We start from the raw sequence: 17,526 nt of genomic DNA, 5'->3' as shown, positions 1-17,526 counted from the left end.
GGGGCCTGGGGCCTGGGGCCTGGGGGGGTGGGGAGGGGCGGGGACGCGGGCTCAGAAGTACTCGCGGTACTCGCGCAGGACCTTCTCGGTGCGCCGGGTCGAGGCGGCACGCGCCGTCATGTGGTCCAGGACCTCCAGGTGGGTGGAGACCTCCGTGCGGGAGTCCAGGTACAGGGCGCCCGTCAGGTACTCGGTGAAGACCATGTCGGGCAGCTCCGGCTCCGCGAACCGGAACAGCGTGAACGGCGCGTACGTCCCGGGATGCGGGCCGTCCTCGAACTCGGCGACCTGAAGCGTCACCCGGTCCCGGACCGAGAACTCCAGCAGCTTGTCCACCTGGTCGCGCATCACCCGGCCGTCGGTGCTCACCGGGCGCCGCAGCACCGTCTCGTCCATCACCACCCACAGATGGGGCGGCTCCGTGCGCTCCAGCAGTCGCTGGCGCTCCATGCGCAGGGACACGTGCCGCTCGACCGCGTCCTTGCCCGCGTTCCCGATCGTCCCGGCATCCAGGACCGCGCGGGCGTAGTCCTCGGTCTGCAGGAGCCCCGGAACGAAGTGGGGTTCGTAGGAGCGGACGATCCGCGCGGCGCCCTCCAGGCTCACGTACATGCTGAACCAGTCCGGCAGCACGTCGTGGTACCGCTGCCACCAGCCCGGCTGGTTCGCCTCCTCGGCCAGAGCGACGAACCCCGCCACCTCGTCCTCGGGCACACCGTACGCCGTCAGCAGTATCTGGACGTACGGTATCTTCAGCGCGACCTCGGCCGTCTCCATGCGCCGCACGGTCGCCGGGGCCACCCGGAGGACCTTGGCGGCCTCCTCGCGTCTGAGGCCCGTGGCCTCCCGCAGTTCCTGCAGCCGCCTGCCCAGGACCACCTGGCCCACGGTGGGTGCGGCCCGCCGCTCACTCACGCCACGCCTCCCCAACGCGCCCACGTCTCACCACAGTCTGTCATGTTCACCCGTCGGCCTCACAGGGGAGGCCGCGGACGGCGTCATGACCCGGCGGGTCATCGACCCGGCGCGGACCGGACGGCATCGTGGGGTCCACCGGGTTCCGGGCCGGCGCACTCCGGCCCGGGACCCGGCTCCCACAGCCGTGCCCGGCCCCGACGGAGGGACCTCCGGACGTTCGCCGCCACCGGCTTCGCGCCGCCCCCGTACGCCGCGCCGAGGCCGCGTCAGGGCAGCAGCGTGCGCAGGTACTCGACCGTCGCCGGGTCGGCCGGGAGCAGCGTCTCGATGGCCAGCTCGGCGACCGTCACGTCCATCGGCGTGTTGAAGGTGGAGATGGACGAGATGAACGACAGGGTCCGGCCCTCGTGCTCGATCTGCATCGGCAGCGCGAAGTACGGCACCGGGGCGGACGGTTCCCCGCCCGGCGCGGTGTCCGGCACGGGATACGCCGCCACCTCCTCGTACAGCGCCCGCAGCGGCTCCGAGCGGTGCAGCGCGATCTGCCGTTCCATCTGCTCCAGCAGGTGCCCGCGCCACGCGCGCAGGTTGCGGATGCGCGGCGCCAGGCCCTCGGGGTGCAGGGTCAGCCGCATCGCGTTGAGCGGCGGTGCGAGCAGGTGCTCCGGGAGGCCCTCCGTCAGCATCGCGACGCCCCGGTTGGCGGCCAGCACCCGGTACGTCGCGTCGACGACCAGCGCGGGATACGGCTCGTAGCCCCGGATCAGCCGCTCCATGCCCTCGCGCACGGAGTCGAGCGCCGGGTCGTCCAGCGGCGTGTCCGGACCGTGCGGGGCGTAACCGGCCGCGAGCAGCAGCGCGTCGCGCTCCCGCACGGGGACGTCGAGGTGTCCGGCGAGCCGCAGCACCATCTCCTCGCTCGGCCGCGAGCGGCCCGTCTCGACGAAACTGATGTGCCGGGCGGAGGAGCCGGCGCGCAGCGCCAGCTCCAGCTGGCTGACCCGCCGCCGCTCCCGCCAGGCCCGCAGCAGCGGGCCCACGCCCTGGGCGGCGGGGGCGGTGCCGGAGACGGGTACGGTCATGGTCCGCACGGTAGCCGACCAGGGGGCGCGCCGGGGCTCCGCCGTCGCTCGCGGCCGGGGCCCGCCGGCCGGGCTGTGGCAGGCTGACGGAGTAGCCGCCACCCAGGTGAGGAGAAGAGCCCGTGCCCGTCGAACCGCTGTCGCGGACGGAGATCGAGGAACGACTGGCGCAACTGCCGGGCTGGTCCCTCGACGACGGCCGTCTCACCCGCTCCTACCGGCTCGGCTCGCACTTCGCGGCGACCGCGATGGTCGTGCACGTCGCCCAGGTGCAGGAGGAGCTCGACCACCACTCCGATCTGACCCTCGGCCACCACACGGTCCGCCTGGCCGTGCACACCCACAGCGCGGGCGGCGCCGTCACCGAGAAGGACGTCGAGCTCGCCCGCAGGGTGGAGGACCTGGCCGCCGGGCATGGGGCACACTGACGGACGTGCTCGACTACGACGAGGAAGCGGAGCGCTACGACGCCTCCCGCGGCGGTGAGCCCCGGGCCGCGGCCGCCGCGGAGGCCGTACTGAGCCTCGTACCGCCGCGGGCGCGCAGCCTGCTCGACGTCGCCTGCGGCACCGGCATCGTCACCCGGCGGCTCGCCGCCGGACGGGACGGCATGCGCGTGACCGGCGCCGACCTCTCCTCCGCCATGGCCCGTCGCGCCGCCGCCCGGCTGCCCGGCGCCGTGGTCCTGGCCGACAGCCGCCGACTGCCCTTCGGAGCCCGGGAGTTCGACGCGGTCAGCAGCGTCTGGCTGTTGCACCTGGCCGAGGGCCCCGGCGACGTACGGGCCGTCGTCGGCGAGTGCGCCCGCGTCCTCGGGCCCGGCGGGGTGTACGTGACGACGGTCGACAAGGGCGCCTCGCACAACGTGGGCAGCGACATCGACGCCGTGCTGGCCTCCCGCCCGCCGAGCACCGCCCACGACACCGCCGAGCGGGTCGAGTCGTACGCCCGCGCACACGGCCTGGTCCCGGCGGGGCACACCCGCTTCACCGGCCGCGGCCAGGGGCGCAGCCCGCGCCGCACGATCGCCGACCTGCGCCGCGGCTGGTTCGTCACGCTGCCGCCGGGCGATCCGCGCGCGGAGGACTTCGCCGCCCGGCTCGCGGCCCTCCCCGGCCAGGACCGGCCCCGGCCCGACCCCGTCTTCACCCTGCGGGCGTTCGCGAAGCCGTAGGCCGGGGGTGGTCCCGCCGCCCCGCACCGCGGCCGGCCCGGACTTCACCCGCCCCGCCGGCCTCGGCCTCGCCGCCTGCCGGGCGGCGTACCGACGCGAGGGCCAGCGCCGGCCGCACCGCGGCGCAACGGGTCGGGAGACCCGGCAACCCCGCCGCCCCGGGCGGCGACTGAGAGGCGGAACCCATCCGTCCTCAAGGAGGTCCGTCCCGTGAGGCACTCCCGCAGGTACCGCAGACGCCCGCTCGTCCTGGCCTCGGCCCTCGCCGCCGCCGGTCTCGTCGGCGCGGGTCTGACCACGCTGGCCCCCGACACCGCCGAGGCCGCCACGGCGCGGCAGGTCGAAGCCCTCGACCGGGGCGTGGTCAGCGTCCACACCGGTGACGGCAACCTGGTCGGCTGGCGCTGGCTGGGCACCGACCCGGACAACGTCGCGTTCAACGTCTACCGGGCCGGCACGAAGGTCAACTCCAGCCCGGTCACCGGCTCCACCACCTACTTCCACTCCGGCGCCCCCTCCCACGCCGACTACACCGTCCGAGCCGTGGTGAACGGCACGGAACAGGGCGACTCGGTCCACGCGATCCAGTTCCGGGCCGGCTACAAGGACGTGCCCCTCAGCCCGCCGTCCGGCGGGACGACCCCCGACGGCGTCTCCTACACCTACGAGGCCAACGACGCCTCCGTCGGCGACCTCGACGGCGACGGCGCGCTCGACCTCGTCCTCAAGTGGCAGCCGACCAACGCCAAGGACAACTCCCAGTCCGGTTACACGGGCAACACCGTCGTCGACGGCCTCAAGCTCGACGGCACCCGGCTGTGGCGCGTCGACCTGGGCCGCAACATCCGCTCCGGCGCCCACTACACGCAGTTCCAGGTGTACGACTACGACGGCGACGGCCGGGCCGAGGTCGCCATGAAGACGGCCGACGGCACGAGGGACGGCACCGGCGCGGTGGTCGGCAGCTCCTCCGCCGACCACCGCAACTCCTCCGGCTACGTCCTCACCGGCCCCGAGTACCTGACCATGTTCAACGGGCAGACCGGCAGGGCCATGGGCACCGTCGACTACGTCCCCGCACGCGGCAACGTCTCCTCCTGGGGCGACTCCTACGGCAACCGCGTCGACCGCTTCCTGGCGGGTACGGCCTACCTGGACGGCTCCCGGCCCTCCCTCGTCATGGCGCGCGGCTACTACACCCGCTCGGTGATCGCCGCCTGGGACTGGCGCGACGGTGCCTTCACCCGCCGCTGGACCTTCGACACCAACTCCTCCACCAACGCCGGCAAGGGCTACGACGGCCAGGGCAACCACCAGTTGTCCGTGGCCGACGTCGACGGCGACGGCAGGGACGAGATCGTCTACGGCGCGATGGCCGTCGACGACAACGGCGCCGCCCTGTGGACCACGAGGAACGGCCACGGCGACGCCATGCACGTCGGCGATCTCGACCCGTCCCGCCCGGGCCTGGAGGAGTTCAAGGTCGACGAGGACAGCTCGAAGCCGTCGTCGTGGATGGCGGACGCGCGCACCGGCCGGATCATCTGGGCCACCGGCGCGAGCGGCGACAACGGCCGGGGCGTCTCCGCGGACATCTGGTCCGGCAGCGCGGGCGCCGAGTCCTGGTCGTCGGCGGAGAGCGGCATCCGCAACCCGAAGGGCGCGGTCGTGAACAGCCGCAAGCCCTCGAGCGCCAACTTCCTGTCCTGGTGGGACGGCGACCCGGTGCGCGAACTCCTCGACGCCACCCGCGTCGACAAGTACGGCACCTCCGGCGACACCCGCCTCCTCACCGGCTCCGGCGTCGCCTCCAACAACGGCACCAAGGCCACCCCGGTCCTGGCCGGCGACATCCTCGGCGACTGGCGCGAGGAGATCATCTGGAGAACCGCCGGCAACACGGCCCTGCGCATCTACTCCACCCCGCACGACACGGACCGCAGGATCACGACCCTCCTCCACGACCCCCAGTACCGCACGGCCCTGGCCTGGCAGAACACCGCCTACAACCAGCCCCCGCACCCGAGCTTCTTCATCGGCGCCGGCATGGCGACACCACCCCGGCCGACGGTGTACACGCCCTGATCCGGCGGCTACCTGCGCCGACATGAAGCCGAGGTTCCCCCGTCTGTCCATGGGGGTGGGCCCGCTGCCGTCCCGGTGCATCCGCCGCCCGGGCGCCGGGGGAAAGGGGGACGAGGGCTCATCCTCGGGACCCTCGCCGCCCCCGGTGCCCGGCGGAATCACCACCGGGGGCGGCTCCGGCCCGCGGCCCCGGCTGTGAGCCGCAGACGGCGCTCCCCACGGGACGGGTCAGGTGCCGGCCGAGCACTTCCTGCCGGCCACCTCGAAGGCGGACGGCACCGCGTTCGTCCCCGACCAGCTGCCGGTGAAGCCGAAGCCCACCGACGCGCCGGGTGCCACGTTCGCGTTCCAGCCGGTGTTCCTCGCGCTCACCGTGGCGCCCGACCGGGTGTGCTCGGCGTTCCACATCTGGGTCACCTGCTGGCCGTTCGCGAAGGGCCAGGTGAGGGACCAGCCGCTCCAGGGTGACGTACCGGTGTTGGTGAGCCGTACGTCCGCCTGGAAGCCGCCGGACCACTGGTTGGTGATCGTGTACGTCACCGCGCACGCGCCCGTCGGCTCCGGGTCGGGCCCCGGGCCGGGACCGGTGCCGGCCGTGTCGCCGTAGACGACGCCCCGCCCGTTGGTCGCCACGTACACCCGCCCGTACACGCGCGGGTCGCCCGTGATGGCCGCGCCGGTCCAGCCCCACTGGTGGGCGTCGTCGTTGACGCGGGTCCAGGTGGCGCCCTGGTCGGTGGAGCGGAAGATGCCGCGGACACCGCCGATCTTCGCGCTCGTGTAGAGGGTCTGGTACGAGGCGTCCGGTGCCGCCTTGCCGAAGCCGACGGTGTCGGCCTCCTCGACGTTCGGGAGCTTGGTGAAGGTCGCGCCGCCGTCCGTCGAGTGCCACAGGCCGTACGGTCCGTCCGCCGCCCCGCCCGCCAGCCAGACGTCGCCCTCGCCGCCCGGCAGCGCCTTGAACCGCACGCTGTCACCGGCCGGCAGGCCGTTCGCCGCCGACGCGGTGAAGGTCGCGCCGCCGTCCCTGCTGACGTAGAACGTCCCGGACTTGAAGCCGTAGAAGGTCTTCGGGTCCACCCGGTCGGACTCGACGACCGCGCCGGCCGGGATGCCGCTCGACGCCTGCCAGGACGTGCCGAAGCCCGTCGTGTGGTGCACGCCGGTGCCCTCGGGGCTCCACACGAAGCGGCTGCCGTCTGCGCCCGCCGCGACCGTGCCGCCGCCGCTCACCCCGGAGGGGTCGCTGCCGCCGAACCAGTGGGCGCCGTTGTCCGTCGAGAACGCGATGTGCGGGCCCGAGTCGAGGTTGCCGGCCCGCACGACCGTGTCCGGCTTCTGCTCCGCGAAGTCCAGACTCGTGGAGGAGGCGAAGTTCGGGGCGGTGAACATCATCGACGGCACCTCGGTCAGGCTGGTGTGCCGGAAACCGCCGATGTCGCCCAGCGCGCTGAGCAGGGGGGCACCGGAGGGGGGAGAGGCCAGGTCGTTCACCGCCGTCTCCTCCAGGCCGCGCACCATCGGTTCGATGGCGAACTTGCCGCCCGAGTCCCAGTTCGTGAGGTTCTCCGTGCCGTAGATCGTCGCTCCCGTCCCGTACATCATCCGGTCCGGGTCGAACGGGTCGATCTCCAGCGCCTCCGTCATCCAGCCCAGCTTCGGCGTCTGCTCGGGCGGGGCCGGGTTCGCGCCCCACGTCAGCCAGGGTGAGGAGGAGACGTCCATCGTGTACCGGTTCTCGCGGGCCGGGTACGACGTGTAGTCCCAGGCCTGCGTCCACGTGGCGCCGCTGTCCGTGGAACGGAAGATCTGCGTGTCCGGCCACCAGGAGCTGTACGCCGTCGCCATCACCGTTCCGGGGTTCTGCCGGTCGACGCTCAGGCCGCTGAAGCCGTAGAAGGTGTCCGCCTCGGCGACCGGGCTGATGTCCGTCCAGGCACCGGTAGCCGTCGCGTACCGGTACAGCCGGCCCTTGCCGCCGTCGTACGGGCCGCCCGTGTCGCTGTAGGCGAGGTAGAGGTGGCCGTTCTCCGCGTCCAGCACGCCCTTGTGCGCCAGGTACCCCGTCGGCTGACCGGCGATCCGCTGCCAGCTCGCGCCCGCGTCCGTCGAGCGGTAGACGGTGTTCTCCTTGTCGGCGACCCCGACGTAGACCGTCTTCGTCGCCGTTCCCGCGGAGCCCGTCGACTCGTCGAAGGTCACCCAGACGACGCCCTGGTTGTCGGAGGCGTAGCCGCTGGGGTCGTCCGGGTCCTGCGCGTAGTTCCCGGGGTTCGGGAAGGCCGTCACCTCGGCCCAGGTCGCGCCCGCGTCGGTCGACCGCCACAGGCCGTTCCCGCTGGGCGCGCCCAGGTACAGCACGTCGTTGTCGTGCGGGTCGACGGCCAGGCGCTCGCCCATGCCGCGGCCCGGCATGTTGCCGCCCAGCTTGAACGGCAGGTCGGCCTTCTCCCAGGTCGCGCCGCGGTCCGCGGACCGCAGCACCGCGCCGTTGCCCGGGTCCCAGTCGTTGGTGTAGGTGCCGACCGCCGCGTACACCCGGTCCGGGTCGACGGAGTCGGAGGCGACGCTGACCACACCCGTGTGGCCCCAGTCGTCCCAGCCGACGTGGTCCAGCAGCGGTGTCCACGTCTTCGTCGGTTCCTGCCAGCGGTAGGCGCCGCCGATGTCGGTACGGGCGTAGGCGAGGTCCTTCTCGGTGCGGTTGAAGACGATGCCGGGGACGAAGCCGCCCCCGTCGATGCGGGCGTTCTTCCAGGTGTAGGTGTCGGCGGCGACGGCCGCCTTCGGCGTCTCGGCGGCCAGGGCCGCGGGCGGGCTGCCCGCCAGGACGCCGGCCGCCAGCGCCAGTGCCGTGGTGAGGATCCGGGTTCTTCGCACGAGGGGAGAGCGCACGGTGGGGAACCGTCCTTCCGTCAGGAGGCAGGAGGGGACGTGCGACGACCGGGCGGCCCCTGTGCGGGTGGGGCCGCCCGGCCCGGTACGCGGAGAGCGGGGGCTATTCCAGTAGCTCCGCGTACGAGCCCATGGCGAGGGCTATGTCCGCCTGGGCCCAGAACCGGTGGTAGGTGAAGGTGGGCGCGGCACCGCCCGCGAGGTAGCTCTCGATCTTCGGCCAGGCCGGGTCGTCCCGGTAGAAGGAGCGGATCGAGGTGAAGGTCGACGACGCGTCGATCGTGTCGCCGTTCGGCATGGTCCCGGTCCAGCCGTCCGGGACGTGCACCGGGTCGTCGAAGCGGCTGTAGTCGGCGCGGGTCTCCGGGACGGCGATGCCGAGCGCGTCCTGGTTGTTCTCCCACATGCCGTCGAGCAGCGCCTTGGCGGTCGCGGCCGCCTCCGTGTCGCCCGAACGGTCGGCGTAGTACGTCAGGGTCTTGGCGTACGCCGCCGCCACGCCGACGTCGTTGGTGTAGTCCGAGACGGTGACGTGCAGGCCGCTGTTGTCACCCGGGGAGGAGGCGTTCCAGGTGTCCGGCTGCCCCGACCACTGCATCGTCGAGGGGATCCGGAAGGTGCCGTCCGGGTTGACCGTCGTCTCCGACAGCGCCCAGTCGACCCACTTGTCGAGGACCTCCTCGGCCCGCGCGTCGCCGCTCTGCTGGTAGTACTCGGCGACCCGCTCCATGGACCACGCCTGGAAGCCGAACCACTGGTTGGACGGCGGGTCGTGGTACACCGGCTTCTCGTCGTAGTACATGCCGTAGAAGGTCGGCGTGCCGGCCGGCGGGGTCGCGTACCGGCCCGCCCAGCTGTTGGTCGCGCCACCCGCGATGGCTCCTTCGTCGGACTGGAGCCAGCGGTAGAACTCCACCTGCCGGTCGAGGGACTTGGCCCAGTCGGACGCGCCCGTGGCCGACTTGGGCTTCAGGTCGTCGTAGGTGCTCAGGGCGTAGGCGGCCAGCGGGTTCTGGTAGCCGCCGTGGGCGTGGCTGGAGCCGATGCGCCAGGCCCAGCCCGCCGAGGTGTCCACCGCGCCGCCCCAGGCGTAGTACCAGGACAGCAGGTAGTGCGAGGAGTCCTTGCCGGTGCCGGCCGGGCAGGCCGCCGGCCCCACGCAGCCGCCGGCCTTCTTGAAGTACTTGTCGAACATGGCGTAGCGCAGGTAGTCGCCCATCTTGGCGGCCTTGTCGAGGGTCCCGGCGATCTCGGCACCCCTGCCCTGCTCCTCGGCCCACTTGTCCGCCCAGTACGCCGCCTGCACGGCCCGCGCGTCGGCGTCCGGGGCGTTGGTGAACTTCCACTGCCTGGCGTAGGAGGCGTCCCCGGTGAACAGGTCCAGGTAGCCGTTCCTCCCGCCGTACTTGAAGGCGTCGCAGGTGGGCTGCGGCACCGTCTCCCACACCGACTCCTGCGCGCCGCGCTGGAAGGTGTTGACGTACGAGGGGCCGGTGTCCGACGGCCCCGCCTCGCACTTGCCGGGCGAGTTGCCGTAGCCGTAGGTGTTGTCGACGTCCTGCAGCCAGTGCATGCCGTACACGTCGTCCGTGCCGTACGCCGACTTCAGCTCACCGGCGATCGGGTCCGGGCCGACCGGGACCGCGCCGTCCAGCTGCGCCGGGTACTCCTGCGGCGTGTCCAGTTCGGGGGCGTACGTCGCCGGCTTCGAGGCGTTGTAGGCCGAGTTGGTCGGCTGGTCGGCGTGGGTGGGGATCATGTACGTCTCCATGATCTCCCAGGCGTTGTTGAACCTGGTCCAGTCGCCGGTCACCTTGCCGTACATGGCCTGGAGCCACAGCAGGTAGCTGTACGCCTCGGACGTGGTCTCGTGCCCGTGGTCGGGCGCCTCGACGATCAGCGTCTCGACCGAGTGGTACGGGATGCCCTCGGGCGAGAAGTAGCCGCTGGCCGGGTCGGTGATCTTCCCGTACAGCTCCAGGAAGCGGGCGTCGTAGTCCTTCGCGGCGGCCAGCTGGGTCACGGTGACCGCGGCCTTGCCGTGTCCGGGGGCCGTCGACTCGAAGACCGCCGATCCGGTGCCGGACGCGTCGGCCGCGACGGTCACCTTCTGGGCGGTGTCCCAGTTCGACGGGGTGAAGGTGAGGCTCGCCCCGCCGGTGACGGACAGGCCGGTGTTCCCGCTCGCGCGGGCCGTCGTCACGGCGATGTTCGCGGCCGGCCGCTTCGACAGCCTGACCTCGTACGTGCCCGACTCGCCCTGTTGGACGCCCAGGTGGGACGGTGCGGCGACCACGACCGGTCCCGAGGCGACCGTGATGCCGACCGGTGTCGAGTCCGCGAAGGCGCCCGTGCTGTCGTACGCCTTCGCCACCAGGGAATGACTGCCCACGGTCAAGCCGGAGGCCGTGTGCGTGTACGGGGAGCTGGTGTCGGTGCCCAGCAGCCGCGTGTCGTCGTAGAACTCCACCTTGCTGATCGTGGCGCCGTCGGCGGCGGCCGCCGTGGCCGCCAGCGGGACCGCCTCGCCCTGCGTGTACACGGCGCCCGCCTCGGGGCTGGTCAGCACGGCGATCGGAGGCTGGTGGGCGCCGGTGCACGCGGTGCCGTTGACCGTGAAGTTCGCCGGTGCGGCGTTGGTGCCGCTGTAGGTGAACTGCCCGCCGGTGGTGACGGCGGCGCCGGCGGCGATCCGGGCGTTGTACGAGGCGTTCTGCACGGTGACGGTCCGGCCCGACTGGGTCCAGGTGCCGTTCCACCCGTTCGTCAGCTTCTGGTCGCCCGCGTAGTCGTAGGACAGCGTCCAGCCGTCGATGGTGTCACTGCCGCGGTTGGTGAGCGTCAGCTCCGCGGTGAAGCCGGAGCCCCAGTCGTTGGTCCGGTAGTCGACGCCGCACTGGAGTGCCGCCGCCTGGGCGGGAGTCGAACCCGCCCCCAGCATCGTGAGGGGTAACGCGATGGCCGCCAGTGCGGCCGTCCACAGCCGCCGCGCGGTGCGGCGTCTGCGTCTGTGTCCGGGGTGCATGGTGCTGGTTCCTCCTTGCGGCTCGGGGAGGGTGGAGGAGGGGCAACAAGCCTTGAACCAGTGGGAGCGCTCCCATAGTGAGGAGGGGGCCGACCGCGGTCAAGATGTGTGGAGAGTCGAAAAGATTCGACAGGTGCCGCCGGGAGAAAGTCGGTAACTCCTCTGTTCTTTACCGTCACTTGGCGCTACCTTCGCTGGCACCAGTGGGAGCGGTTCCATCAGTCGACGCGTCCGTCACGGCGTGCCCGAACTGCGAGGAGTCGCTCATGCGCCACCCCCCGTTCCACGTTCCGCGTTCAGGACTTTTAGCCGCCGGTGCGGCGGGTCCGGCGCGTCATCGGCCGGCGTGCCGGCCCGCACCACCCCCGGGCGGTTCCACCGTGCCCGCGGGCCGTTCCTGATCTCCCCGGACCCGGCGGCATCCCCATGCCGTCCGGCAGCGGGCCGCGCCCGGAAGGCGCGCGGCCCCGGACGACAGCACCCGCACCCCCACGAAAGAAGGAATCCGCACTCATGACCCGTAGCAGAACCGCGATGCTCGCCGCCCTGACGCTGGTCGCCGGGGCATCCGGCACGGCCCTGGCCGCCCATTCCGCGAGCGCCGGCGTGGCGGCCGTCCCCTGCACCGTCGACTACCAGGTGCAGAACGACTGGGGCAGCGGCTTCACCGCCGCCGTGACCGTCACCAACAACGGTGCGGCCACGTCCAGCTGGTCGCTGGGGTGGACGTACGCCGGCAGCCAGAAGGTCACCAACAGCTGGAACGCGAAGGTCAGCCAGAGCGGTGCCGCCGTCACCGCGGCCAACGAGTCCTACAACGGCACCCTGTCCACGGGGGGTTCGGCGAGCTTCGGCTTCCAGGGCACCTACAGCGGCAGCAACGCCGTCCCGGCCACCTTCCAGCTCAACGGCGTGACCTGCAACGTCGACGACGGCGGTTCGACCGACCCGGACCCGACCGACCCGCCGGACCCCGGCGGCCCGTCCGACCGGGTGAACAACCCCTACGACGGTGCCAAGGTCTACGTGAACCCCGAGTGGTCCGAGAAGGCCGCCGCCGAACCCGGCGGGAACCGCATCGCGGACCAGCCCACGGGCGTGTGGCTCGACCGGACCGCCGCCATCGAGGGCGTGAACGGGGGCATGGGCCTGCGCGACCACCTCGACGAGGCGCTGGCGCAGAAGGGTTCCGGTGAACTCGCCATCCAGCTCGTCATCTACAACCTGCCCGGGCGGGACTGCGCGGCGCTCGCCTCCAACGGCGAGCTGGGCCCGACGGAGATCGACAAGTACAAGACGCAGTACATCGACCCGATCGCCGCGATCCTCGCCGACCCGAAGTACGCGGGCCTCAGGATCGTCACCACGGTCGAGATCGACTCGCTGCCCAACCTGGTCACCAACGTCACGCCGCGGCCGACCGCCACGCCGAACTGCGACGTGATGAAGGCCAACGGCAACTACCAGAAGGGCGTCGGCTACGCCCTGAACAAGCTCGGTGACATCGGCAACGTCTACAACTACGTCGACGCCGGCCACCACGGCTGGCTCGGCTGGGACGACAACTTCGGTGCCTCCGCCGACATGTTCAAGACCGCCGCCACCACCGAGGGGGCGACCGTCGCCGACGTGCACGGCTTCATCGTCAACACCGCCAACTACAGCGCCCTGAAGGAGGAGAACTTCACGATCACGGACTCCGTGAACGGAACCTCCGTGCGCCAGTCCAAGTGGGTGGACTGGAACCGCTACACCGACGAGCTGTCCTACGCCCAGGCCATGCGCGACAAGCTGGTCTCGATCGGCTTCGACCAGAACCTCGGCATGCTGATCGACACCTCCCGCAACGGCTGGGGCGGTGCCGCCCGGCCCGCTGGACCCGGCCCGCAGTCCAGCGTCGACGCCTATGTGGACGGTGGCCGCTACGACCGCCGCATCCACCTCGGCAACTGGTGCAACCAGGCCGGAGCCGGCCTCGGCGAGCGCCCGCAGGCCTCTCCCGCCGCCGGGATCGACGCGTACGTGTGGATGAAGCCCCCGGGCGAGTCCGACGGCGCGAGCAAGGAGATCCCGAACACCGAGGGCAAGGGATTCGACCGCATGTGCGACCCGACCTACGAGGGCAACGCGCGCAACGGCAACAGCCCGTCGGGCGCCCTGGCCGACGCCCCGATCTCCGGGCACTGGTTCTCCGCGCAGTTCCAGGAGCTGATGAAGAACGCCTACCCGCCGCTGTCCTGAGCGGGCTCCGGCGTAGGTGACGTCGTCGGGGTCCGGCCCTCCCGGCCGGGCCCCGGCGGCGCGTCTTGCGGTAACGGCAACAGGAGTTGCCTCCTCGCGGTGAGTCGTCGCACCCTGGCGGCACCGCGAACGGGAGGTTGACCACCATGGCGCACGACCACCAGCACGAGCACCGTAACGACCACGAGCATGCCGTACCGGGGCACGGCCACGCCCACGGCCACGTCGACTGGGCCGCCATGGCCCCGTTGCTCGAAGCGCAGGCGGAGCTGTACACGCCGCTGTACCGGCAGGCCCTGACCTGGCTGGCCCGGGAGGTGACCGAGCCCGGCCTGGTCGTCGACCTGGGCAGCGGACCCGGCGTCGTCTCCTGCCTGTTCGCCGAGACCTTCCCCGGTGCCCGCGTCGTCGCCGTCGACGGCGACGCACCGCTGCTGGAGCGGGCCCGCGACCGCGCCGCCCGCCTCGGTGCCGCCGACCGCTTCGGCACCCTCGCCGGCGACCTGCCCGGGGTGCTGGGCGAGCTGGACTACCCGGCCGACCTGATGTGGGCGAGCCAGAGCCTGCACCACCTCGGCGACCAGCGTGCGGCGCTCGCCGAGATCGCCGGGCACCTCGCCCCCGGGGGCACGCTGGCCGTCCTGGAGGGCGGCCTGCCGGCCCGGTTCCTGCCCCGTGACCTCGGGACCGGGCGTCCCGGGCTCCAGGCCAGGATGCACGCCGTGGAGGAGGACTTCTTCGCCGAGATGCGCGCGAGCCTGCCCGGCACGGTGGCCGAGGCCGAGGACTGGCCCGCCCTGCTGACCGCGGCGGGACTGAAGCACACCGGCACCCGCAGCTTCCTGCTGGACCTGCCGGCGCCCGTGCCGGACGAGGCGCGCGCGTACGTCGCCGCCTCCCTGTCCCGGCTGCGCGGCCGGGTCGGCGACGGGCTCGACGCCACCGACCGGGCCACGCTCGACCGGCTGCTCGACCCCGGGGACGAGGCGAGCGTGCACCGCAGGCAGGACGTGTTCGTGCTGCTGGCGCACACGGTCCACACGGCGGTACGGCCGGTCTGAGCGGCCGTGGGGGCGGTAAGGCCGGACGGCCACCGGGACGCCCCGGGCCGCGGCACGCGAAGGGCCCGGTCGCACCGACCGGGCCCCCGCACTCGGAACGACGCCTCAGCGGCGACGTCTCATTCCCCGTTGACCTCCGCCGGGTCCCACCCCAGACGCCGGTCCTCGTTCAGCGCGCTGATGGCCGCCAGGTCCTCGGTGTCCAGGGTGAAGCCGAACACGTCGATGTTCTCCTTGATCCGCGACGGCGTCACGGACTTCGGGATCACCACGTTGCCGAGCTGGAGGTGCCAGCGCAGCACGACCTGGGCCGGGGTGCGGTCGTGCTTGCGGGCGATCGCCACGATCGCCGGGACCTCCAGCAGGCCCTTGCCCTGGCCGAGCGGGGACCACGCCTCGGTGGCGATGCCCCGCTCCGCGTGGTACTCGCGGGCGGCGGGCTGCTGGAGGTGCGGGTGCAGCTCGATCTGGTTGACGGCCGGCACGACCGACGTCTCGCCGATCAGCCGCTCCAGGTGCTCGGGCAGGAAGTTGGAGACGCCGATGGCCCGGACCCGGCCGTCGGCGTGCAGCTTCTCGAACGCCTTGTACGTGTCGACGTACCGCTCCCTGGCCGGCATGGGCCAGTGGATCAGGTACAGGTCCACGTACTCCAGGCCGAGCTTCTCCAGCGAGGTGTCGAACGCCCGCAGGGTGGAGTCGTACCCCTGGTCGTCGTTCCAGAGCTTGGTGGTGACGAAGAGGTCCTCGCGGGCGACGCCGGAAGCCGCGAGTGCCTTGCCGGTGCCCTCTTCATTGCCGTAGATCGCCGCTGTGTCGATGCTGCGGTACCCGGCCTCCAGCGCCGACGTCACGGCCGACTCGGCCTCGGCGTCCGGCACCTGCCAGACGCCGAAGCCCAGCTGGGGCATCTCGACGCCGTTGTTCAGGATGATCGGGGGGACCTTGCTGCTCACGAGCTCTTGATCCTTCGGTTGTGGTCAGGTGGTACTCACATGGTCAACGATCAGGGGTTCCCACACATTCCTGACCGCCAAACTCACACCGTGTACAACGCCTCGACCTCGGTGCCGTAGGCCTTCTCGATGGCCCTGCGCTTCAGTTTCAGCGAGGGCGTCAGCAGTCCGTGCTCCTCGGTGAACGGCTGGGCCAGGATGCGGAAGGTGCGGATCGACTCGGCCTGCGACACCAGCGTGTTCGCGGCGACGACCGCGCGCCGCACCTCCGTCTCCAGGTCGGCGTCGTGCACCAGCTCGGCCGGGGGCATCCGGGACTTGTTGCGCATCGCCAGCCAGTGGTCGACCGCCTCGGTGTCGAGGGTGATGAGCGCGGCGACGTAGGGGCGGTCGTTGCCGACGACGATGCACTGGGCGACCAGCGGATGGTCCCGGACGCGCTCCTCCAGCGGGCCGGGGGAGACGCTCTCGCCCCCGGAGGTCACCAGGATCTCCTTCTTGCGGCCGGTGATGGTGAGGTAGCCGTCCTCGTCCAGTGTGCCGAGGTCTCCGGTGGCGAGCCAGCCGTCGTCCAGGGTCCGGTCGGTGGCCTCGGGGTCGTTGAGGTAGCCCCGGAAGACGTTGTCGCCGCCCAGCCAGACCTCGCCGTCGTCCGCGATGCGCACGGTGACGCCCGGGACGGGACGGCCGACGGTGCCGTAGCGGGTGCGGTCGGGCGGGTTGGCGGTGGCGGCCCCCGTGGACTCGGTCAGGCCGTAGCCCTCGTAGATCTGCACGCCGGCGCCGGCGAAGAAGAGCCCGAGCCGGCGGTCCATCGCCGAGCCGCCCGACATGGCGTTGCGGATGCGTCCGCCCATCGCGGCCCGCACCTTGGCGTAGACGAGCCTGTCGAAGAGCCGGTGCTGCACGCGCAGGCCCGCCGACGGTCCGGGGCCGAGGCCCCAGGCCTTCGCCTCCACCGCGTCCGCGTACTTCACGGCCACCTCGACGGCCTTCTCGAAGGGACCCGCCTTCCCCTCCCTCTCGGCCGTGCGCCGGGCCGCGTTGAACACCTTCTCGAAGACGTACGGCACGGCCAGGATGAAGGTCGGCCGGAAGGCGGCCAGGTCGGGCAGCAGGACGGCCGCGTTCAGCTGCGGCTGGTGGCCGAAGCGGACCTGGCCGCGGACCGCCGCGACCTCCACCATCCGGCCGAAGACGTGGGCGAGCGGCAGGAAGAGCAGGGTCGCCGCCTCGTCGCCCCTCCTGGACTGGAACACCGGCTCCCAGCCCTCGATGACGGCGTCCGCCTCGTACATGAGGTTGCCGTGCGTGAGGACGCAGCCCTTGGAGCGGCCCGTGGTGCCCGAGGTGTGGATGACGGTGGCGACCGTGTCGGGCGTGACCGCCCGCCGGTGCCGGTGCACCACCTCGTCGTCGAGGTGGGCGCCCGCGTCGTACAGCTCCTGGACGGCGTCGGAGTCGAGCTGCCACAGGCCGCGCAGGTGCGGCAGCCGGTCGATGACGGTGGCGATCGTCATCGTGTGGTCCTCGTGCTCCACGACCGCGGCGGTCGCCTCGGCGTCGTACAGCGTCCACAGGCACTGCTCGGCCGAGGAGGTCGGATAGAGGGGCACCACCTGGGCGCCGACCGTCCACAGGGCGAAGTCGAAGAGGGTCCACTCGTAGCGGGTGCGGGACATGACGGCGACCCGGTCGCCGAAGCGGACCCCCTGGGCCAGCAGGCCCTTGGCGAGGGCCAGTACCTCGTCGCGGAACGCGCCGGCGGTCACGTCGCGCCACCGGCCGGTCTCGTCCTTGCGGCTCAGCGCGACGTGCTGCGGGTCCTCGAGCCCGTGCCGGAAGACGACGTCGGCCAGACCGCCCACCGGAGGTGCCGACGTCGTCGGAGGACTGGTGAACTCGCGCAAACCCCGCTCCCCGCTTGTCATGTCACCCCCGCACGGCGCGGTGAAAGCTACCCCACCCGGGGCGGGGGCGGGAGGGGTGCCGGGATCGAGCAACACTCCTGTTCACGCTGGTCAGCGACAGGAAATGCACCCACATGGGGAAGGGTCGGACACTTTCCTGACCGTTGAGTAAGTTTCGG

Annotated in this window: 11 protein-coding genes; 5 read left to right on the top strand and 6 right to left on the bottom strand. The window is 72.1% G+C overall.

Going from position 1 to position 17,526, the window contains the following annotated elements; translation table 11 throughout:
* Positions 1 to 51: 51 nt before the first annotated feature.
* Complete coding sequence (locus tag ACVV2G_RS25010; protein WP_453845010.1) at positions 52 to 915, bottom strand: helix-turn-helix domain-containing protein; 864 nt, start codon at positions 913 to 915, stop codon at positions 52 to 54.
* Positions 916 to 1,184: 269 nt separating this feature from the next.
* On the bottom strand, positions 1,185 to 2,000 hold the full coding sequence (locus ACVV2G_RS25005) for a helix-turn-helix domain-containing protein (protein WP_453845009.1): 816 nt from the start codon (positions 1,998 to 2,000) through the stop codon (positions 1,185 to 1,187).
* A gap of 122 nt (positions 2,001 to 2,122) precedes the next feature.
* On the opposite strand from ACVV2G_RS25005, the gene ACVV2G_RS25000 reads away from it, so the two are divergent.
* From ACVV2G_RS25000 to ACVV2G_RS24990, 3 genes are all read left to right on the top strand, one after another.
* Positions 2,123 to 2,428 carry a 4a-hydroxytetrahydrobiopterin dehydratase gene (locus ACVV2G_RS25000; protein WP_453845008.1) on the top strand — a complete coding sequence of 102 codons (306 nt, stop codon included), beginning with the start codon at positions 2,123 to 2,125 and terminating at the stop codon, positions 2,426 to 2,428.
* 5 nt (positions 2,429 to 2,433) lie between these two features.
* A complete protein-coding gene (locus ACVV2G_RS24995) occupies positions 2,434 to 3,174 on the top strand; it encodes a class I SAM-dependent methyltransferase (protein WP_453845007.1) in 741 nt (246 codons plus the stop codon).
* A gap of 210 nt (positions 3,175 to 3,384) precedes the next feature.
* Positions 3,385 to 5,259: a rhamnogalacturonan lyase gene (locus ACVV2G_RS24990; protein ID WP_453845006.1), complete on the top strand. Its 1,875-nt coding sequence runs from the start codon at positions 3,385 to 3,387 to the stop codon at positions 5,257 to 5,259.
* 228 nt (positions 5,260 to 5,487) lie between these two features.
* Here the strand turns inward: ACVV2G_RS24990 and ACVV2G_RS24985 are convergent, their stop codons facing one another.
* Positions 5,488 to 8,139, bottom strand: coding sequence for a cellulose binding domain-containing protein (locus ACVV2G_RS24985; protein WP_453845041.1), 2,652 nt, complete (start codon positions 8,137 to 8,139; stop codon positions 5,488 to 5,490).
* 118 nt (positions 8,140 to 8,257) lie between these two features.
* Positions 8,258 to 11,179 (bottom strand): glycoside hydrolase family 48 protein, encoded by a 2,922-nt coding sequence (locus tag ACVV2G_RS24980; RefSeq protein WP_453845005.1) that lies wholly within the window; start codon positions 11,177 to 11,179, stop codon positions 8,258 to 8,260.
* A 513-nt stretch (positions 11,180 to 11,692) separates the two neighbouring features.
* Here ACVV2G_RS24980 and ACVV2G_RS24975 point away from each other — a divergent pair.
* Positions 11,693 to 13,420, top strand: a complete 1,728-nt coding sequence (locus ACVV2G_RS24975; protein ID WP_453845004.1) for a glycoside hydrolase family 6 protein — start codon at positions 11,693 to 11,695, stop codon at positions 13,418 to 13,420.
* Positions 13,421 to 13,566: 146 nt separating this feature from the next.
* The gene (locus ACVV2G_RS24970; RefSeq protein WP_453845003.1) at positions 13,567 to 14,481 is read left to right on the top strand and encodes a class I SAM-dependent methyltransferase; all 915 of its coding nucleotides are present in this window, start codon (positions 13,567 to 13,569) and stop codon (positions 14,479 to 14,481) included.
* A gap of 119 nt (positions 14,482 to 14,600) precedes the next feature.
* Here the strand turns inward: ACVV2G_RS24970 and ACVV2G_RS24965 are convergent, their stop codons facing one another.
* Together ACVV2G_RS24965 and ACVV2G_RS24960 are read right to left on the bottom strand one after the other, a co-directional pair.
* Positions 14,601 to 15,437, bottom strand: coding sequence for an aldo/keto reductase (locus tag ACVV2G_RS24965; RefSeq protein ID WP_453845002.1), 837 nt, complete (start codon positions 15,435 to 15,437; stop codon positions 14,601 to 14,603).
* 83 nt (positions 15,438 to 15,520) lie between these two features.
* A complete protein-coding gene (locus ACVV2G_RS24960; protein WP_453845001.1) occupies positions 15,521 to 17,347 on the bottom strand; it encodes an AMP-dependent synthetase/ligase in 1,827 nt (608 codons plus the stop codon).
* Positions 17,348 to 17,526 lie beyond the last annotated feature (179 nt).

The organism is Streptomyces sp. JK94 (assembly GCF_053613315.1).
The sequence above is the reverse complement of the archived record's forward strand: the minus strand, read 5'-3'. Positions and strand labels throughout refer to the sequence as shown.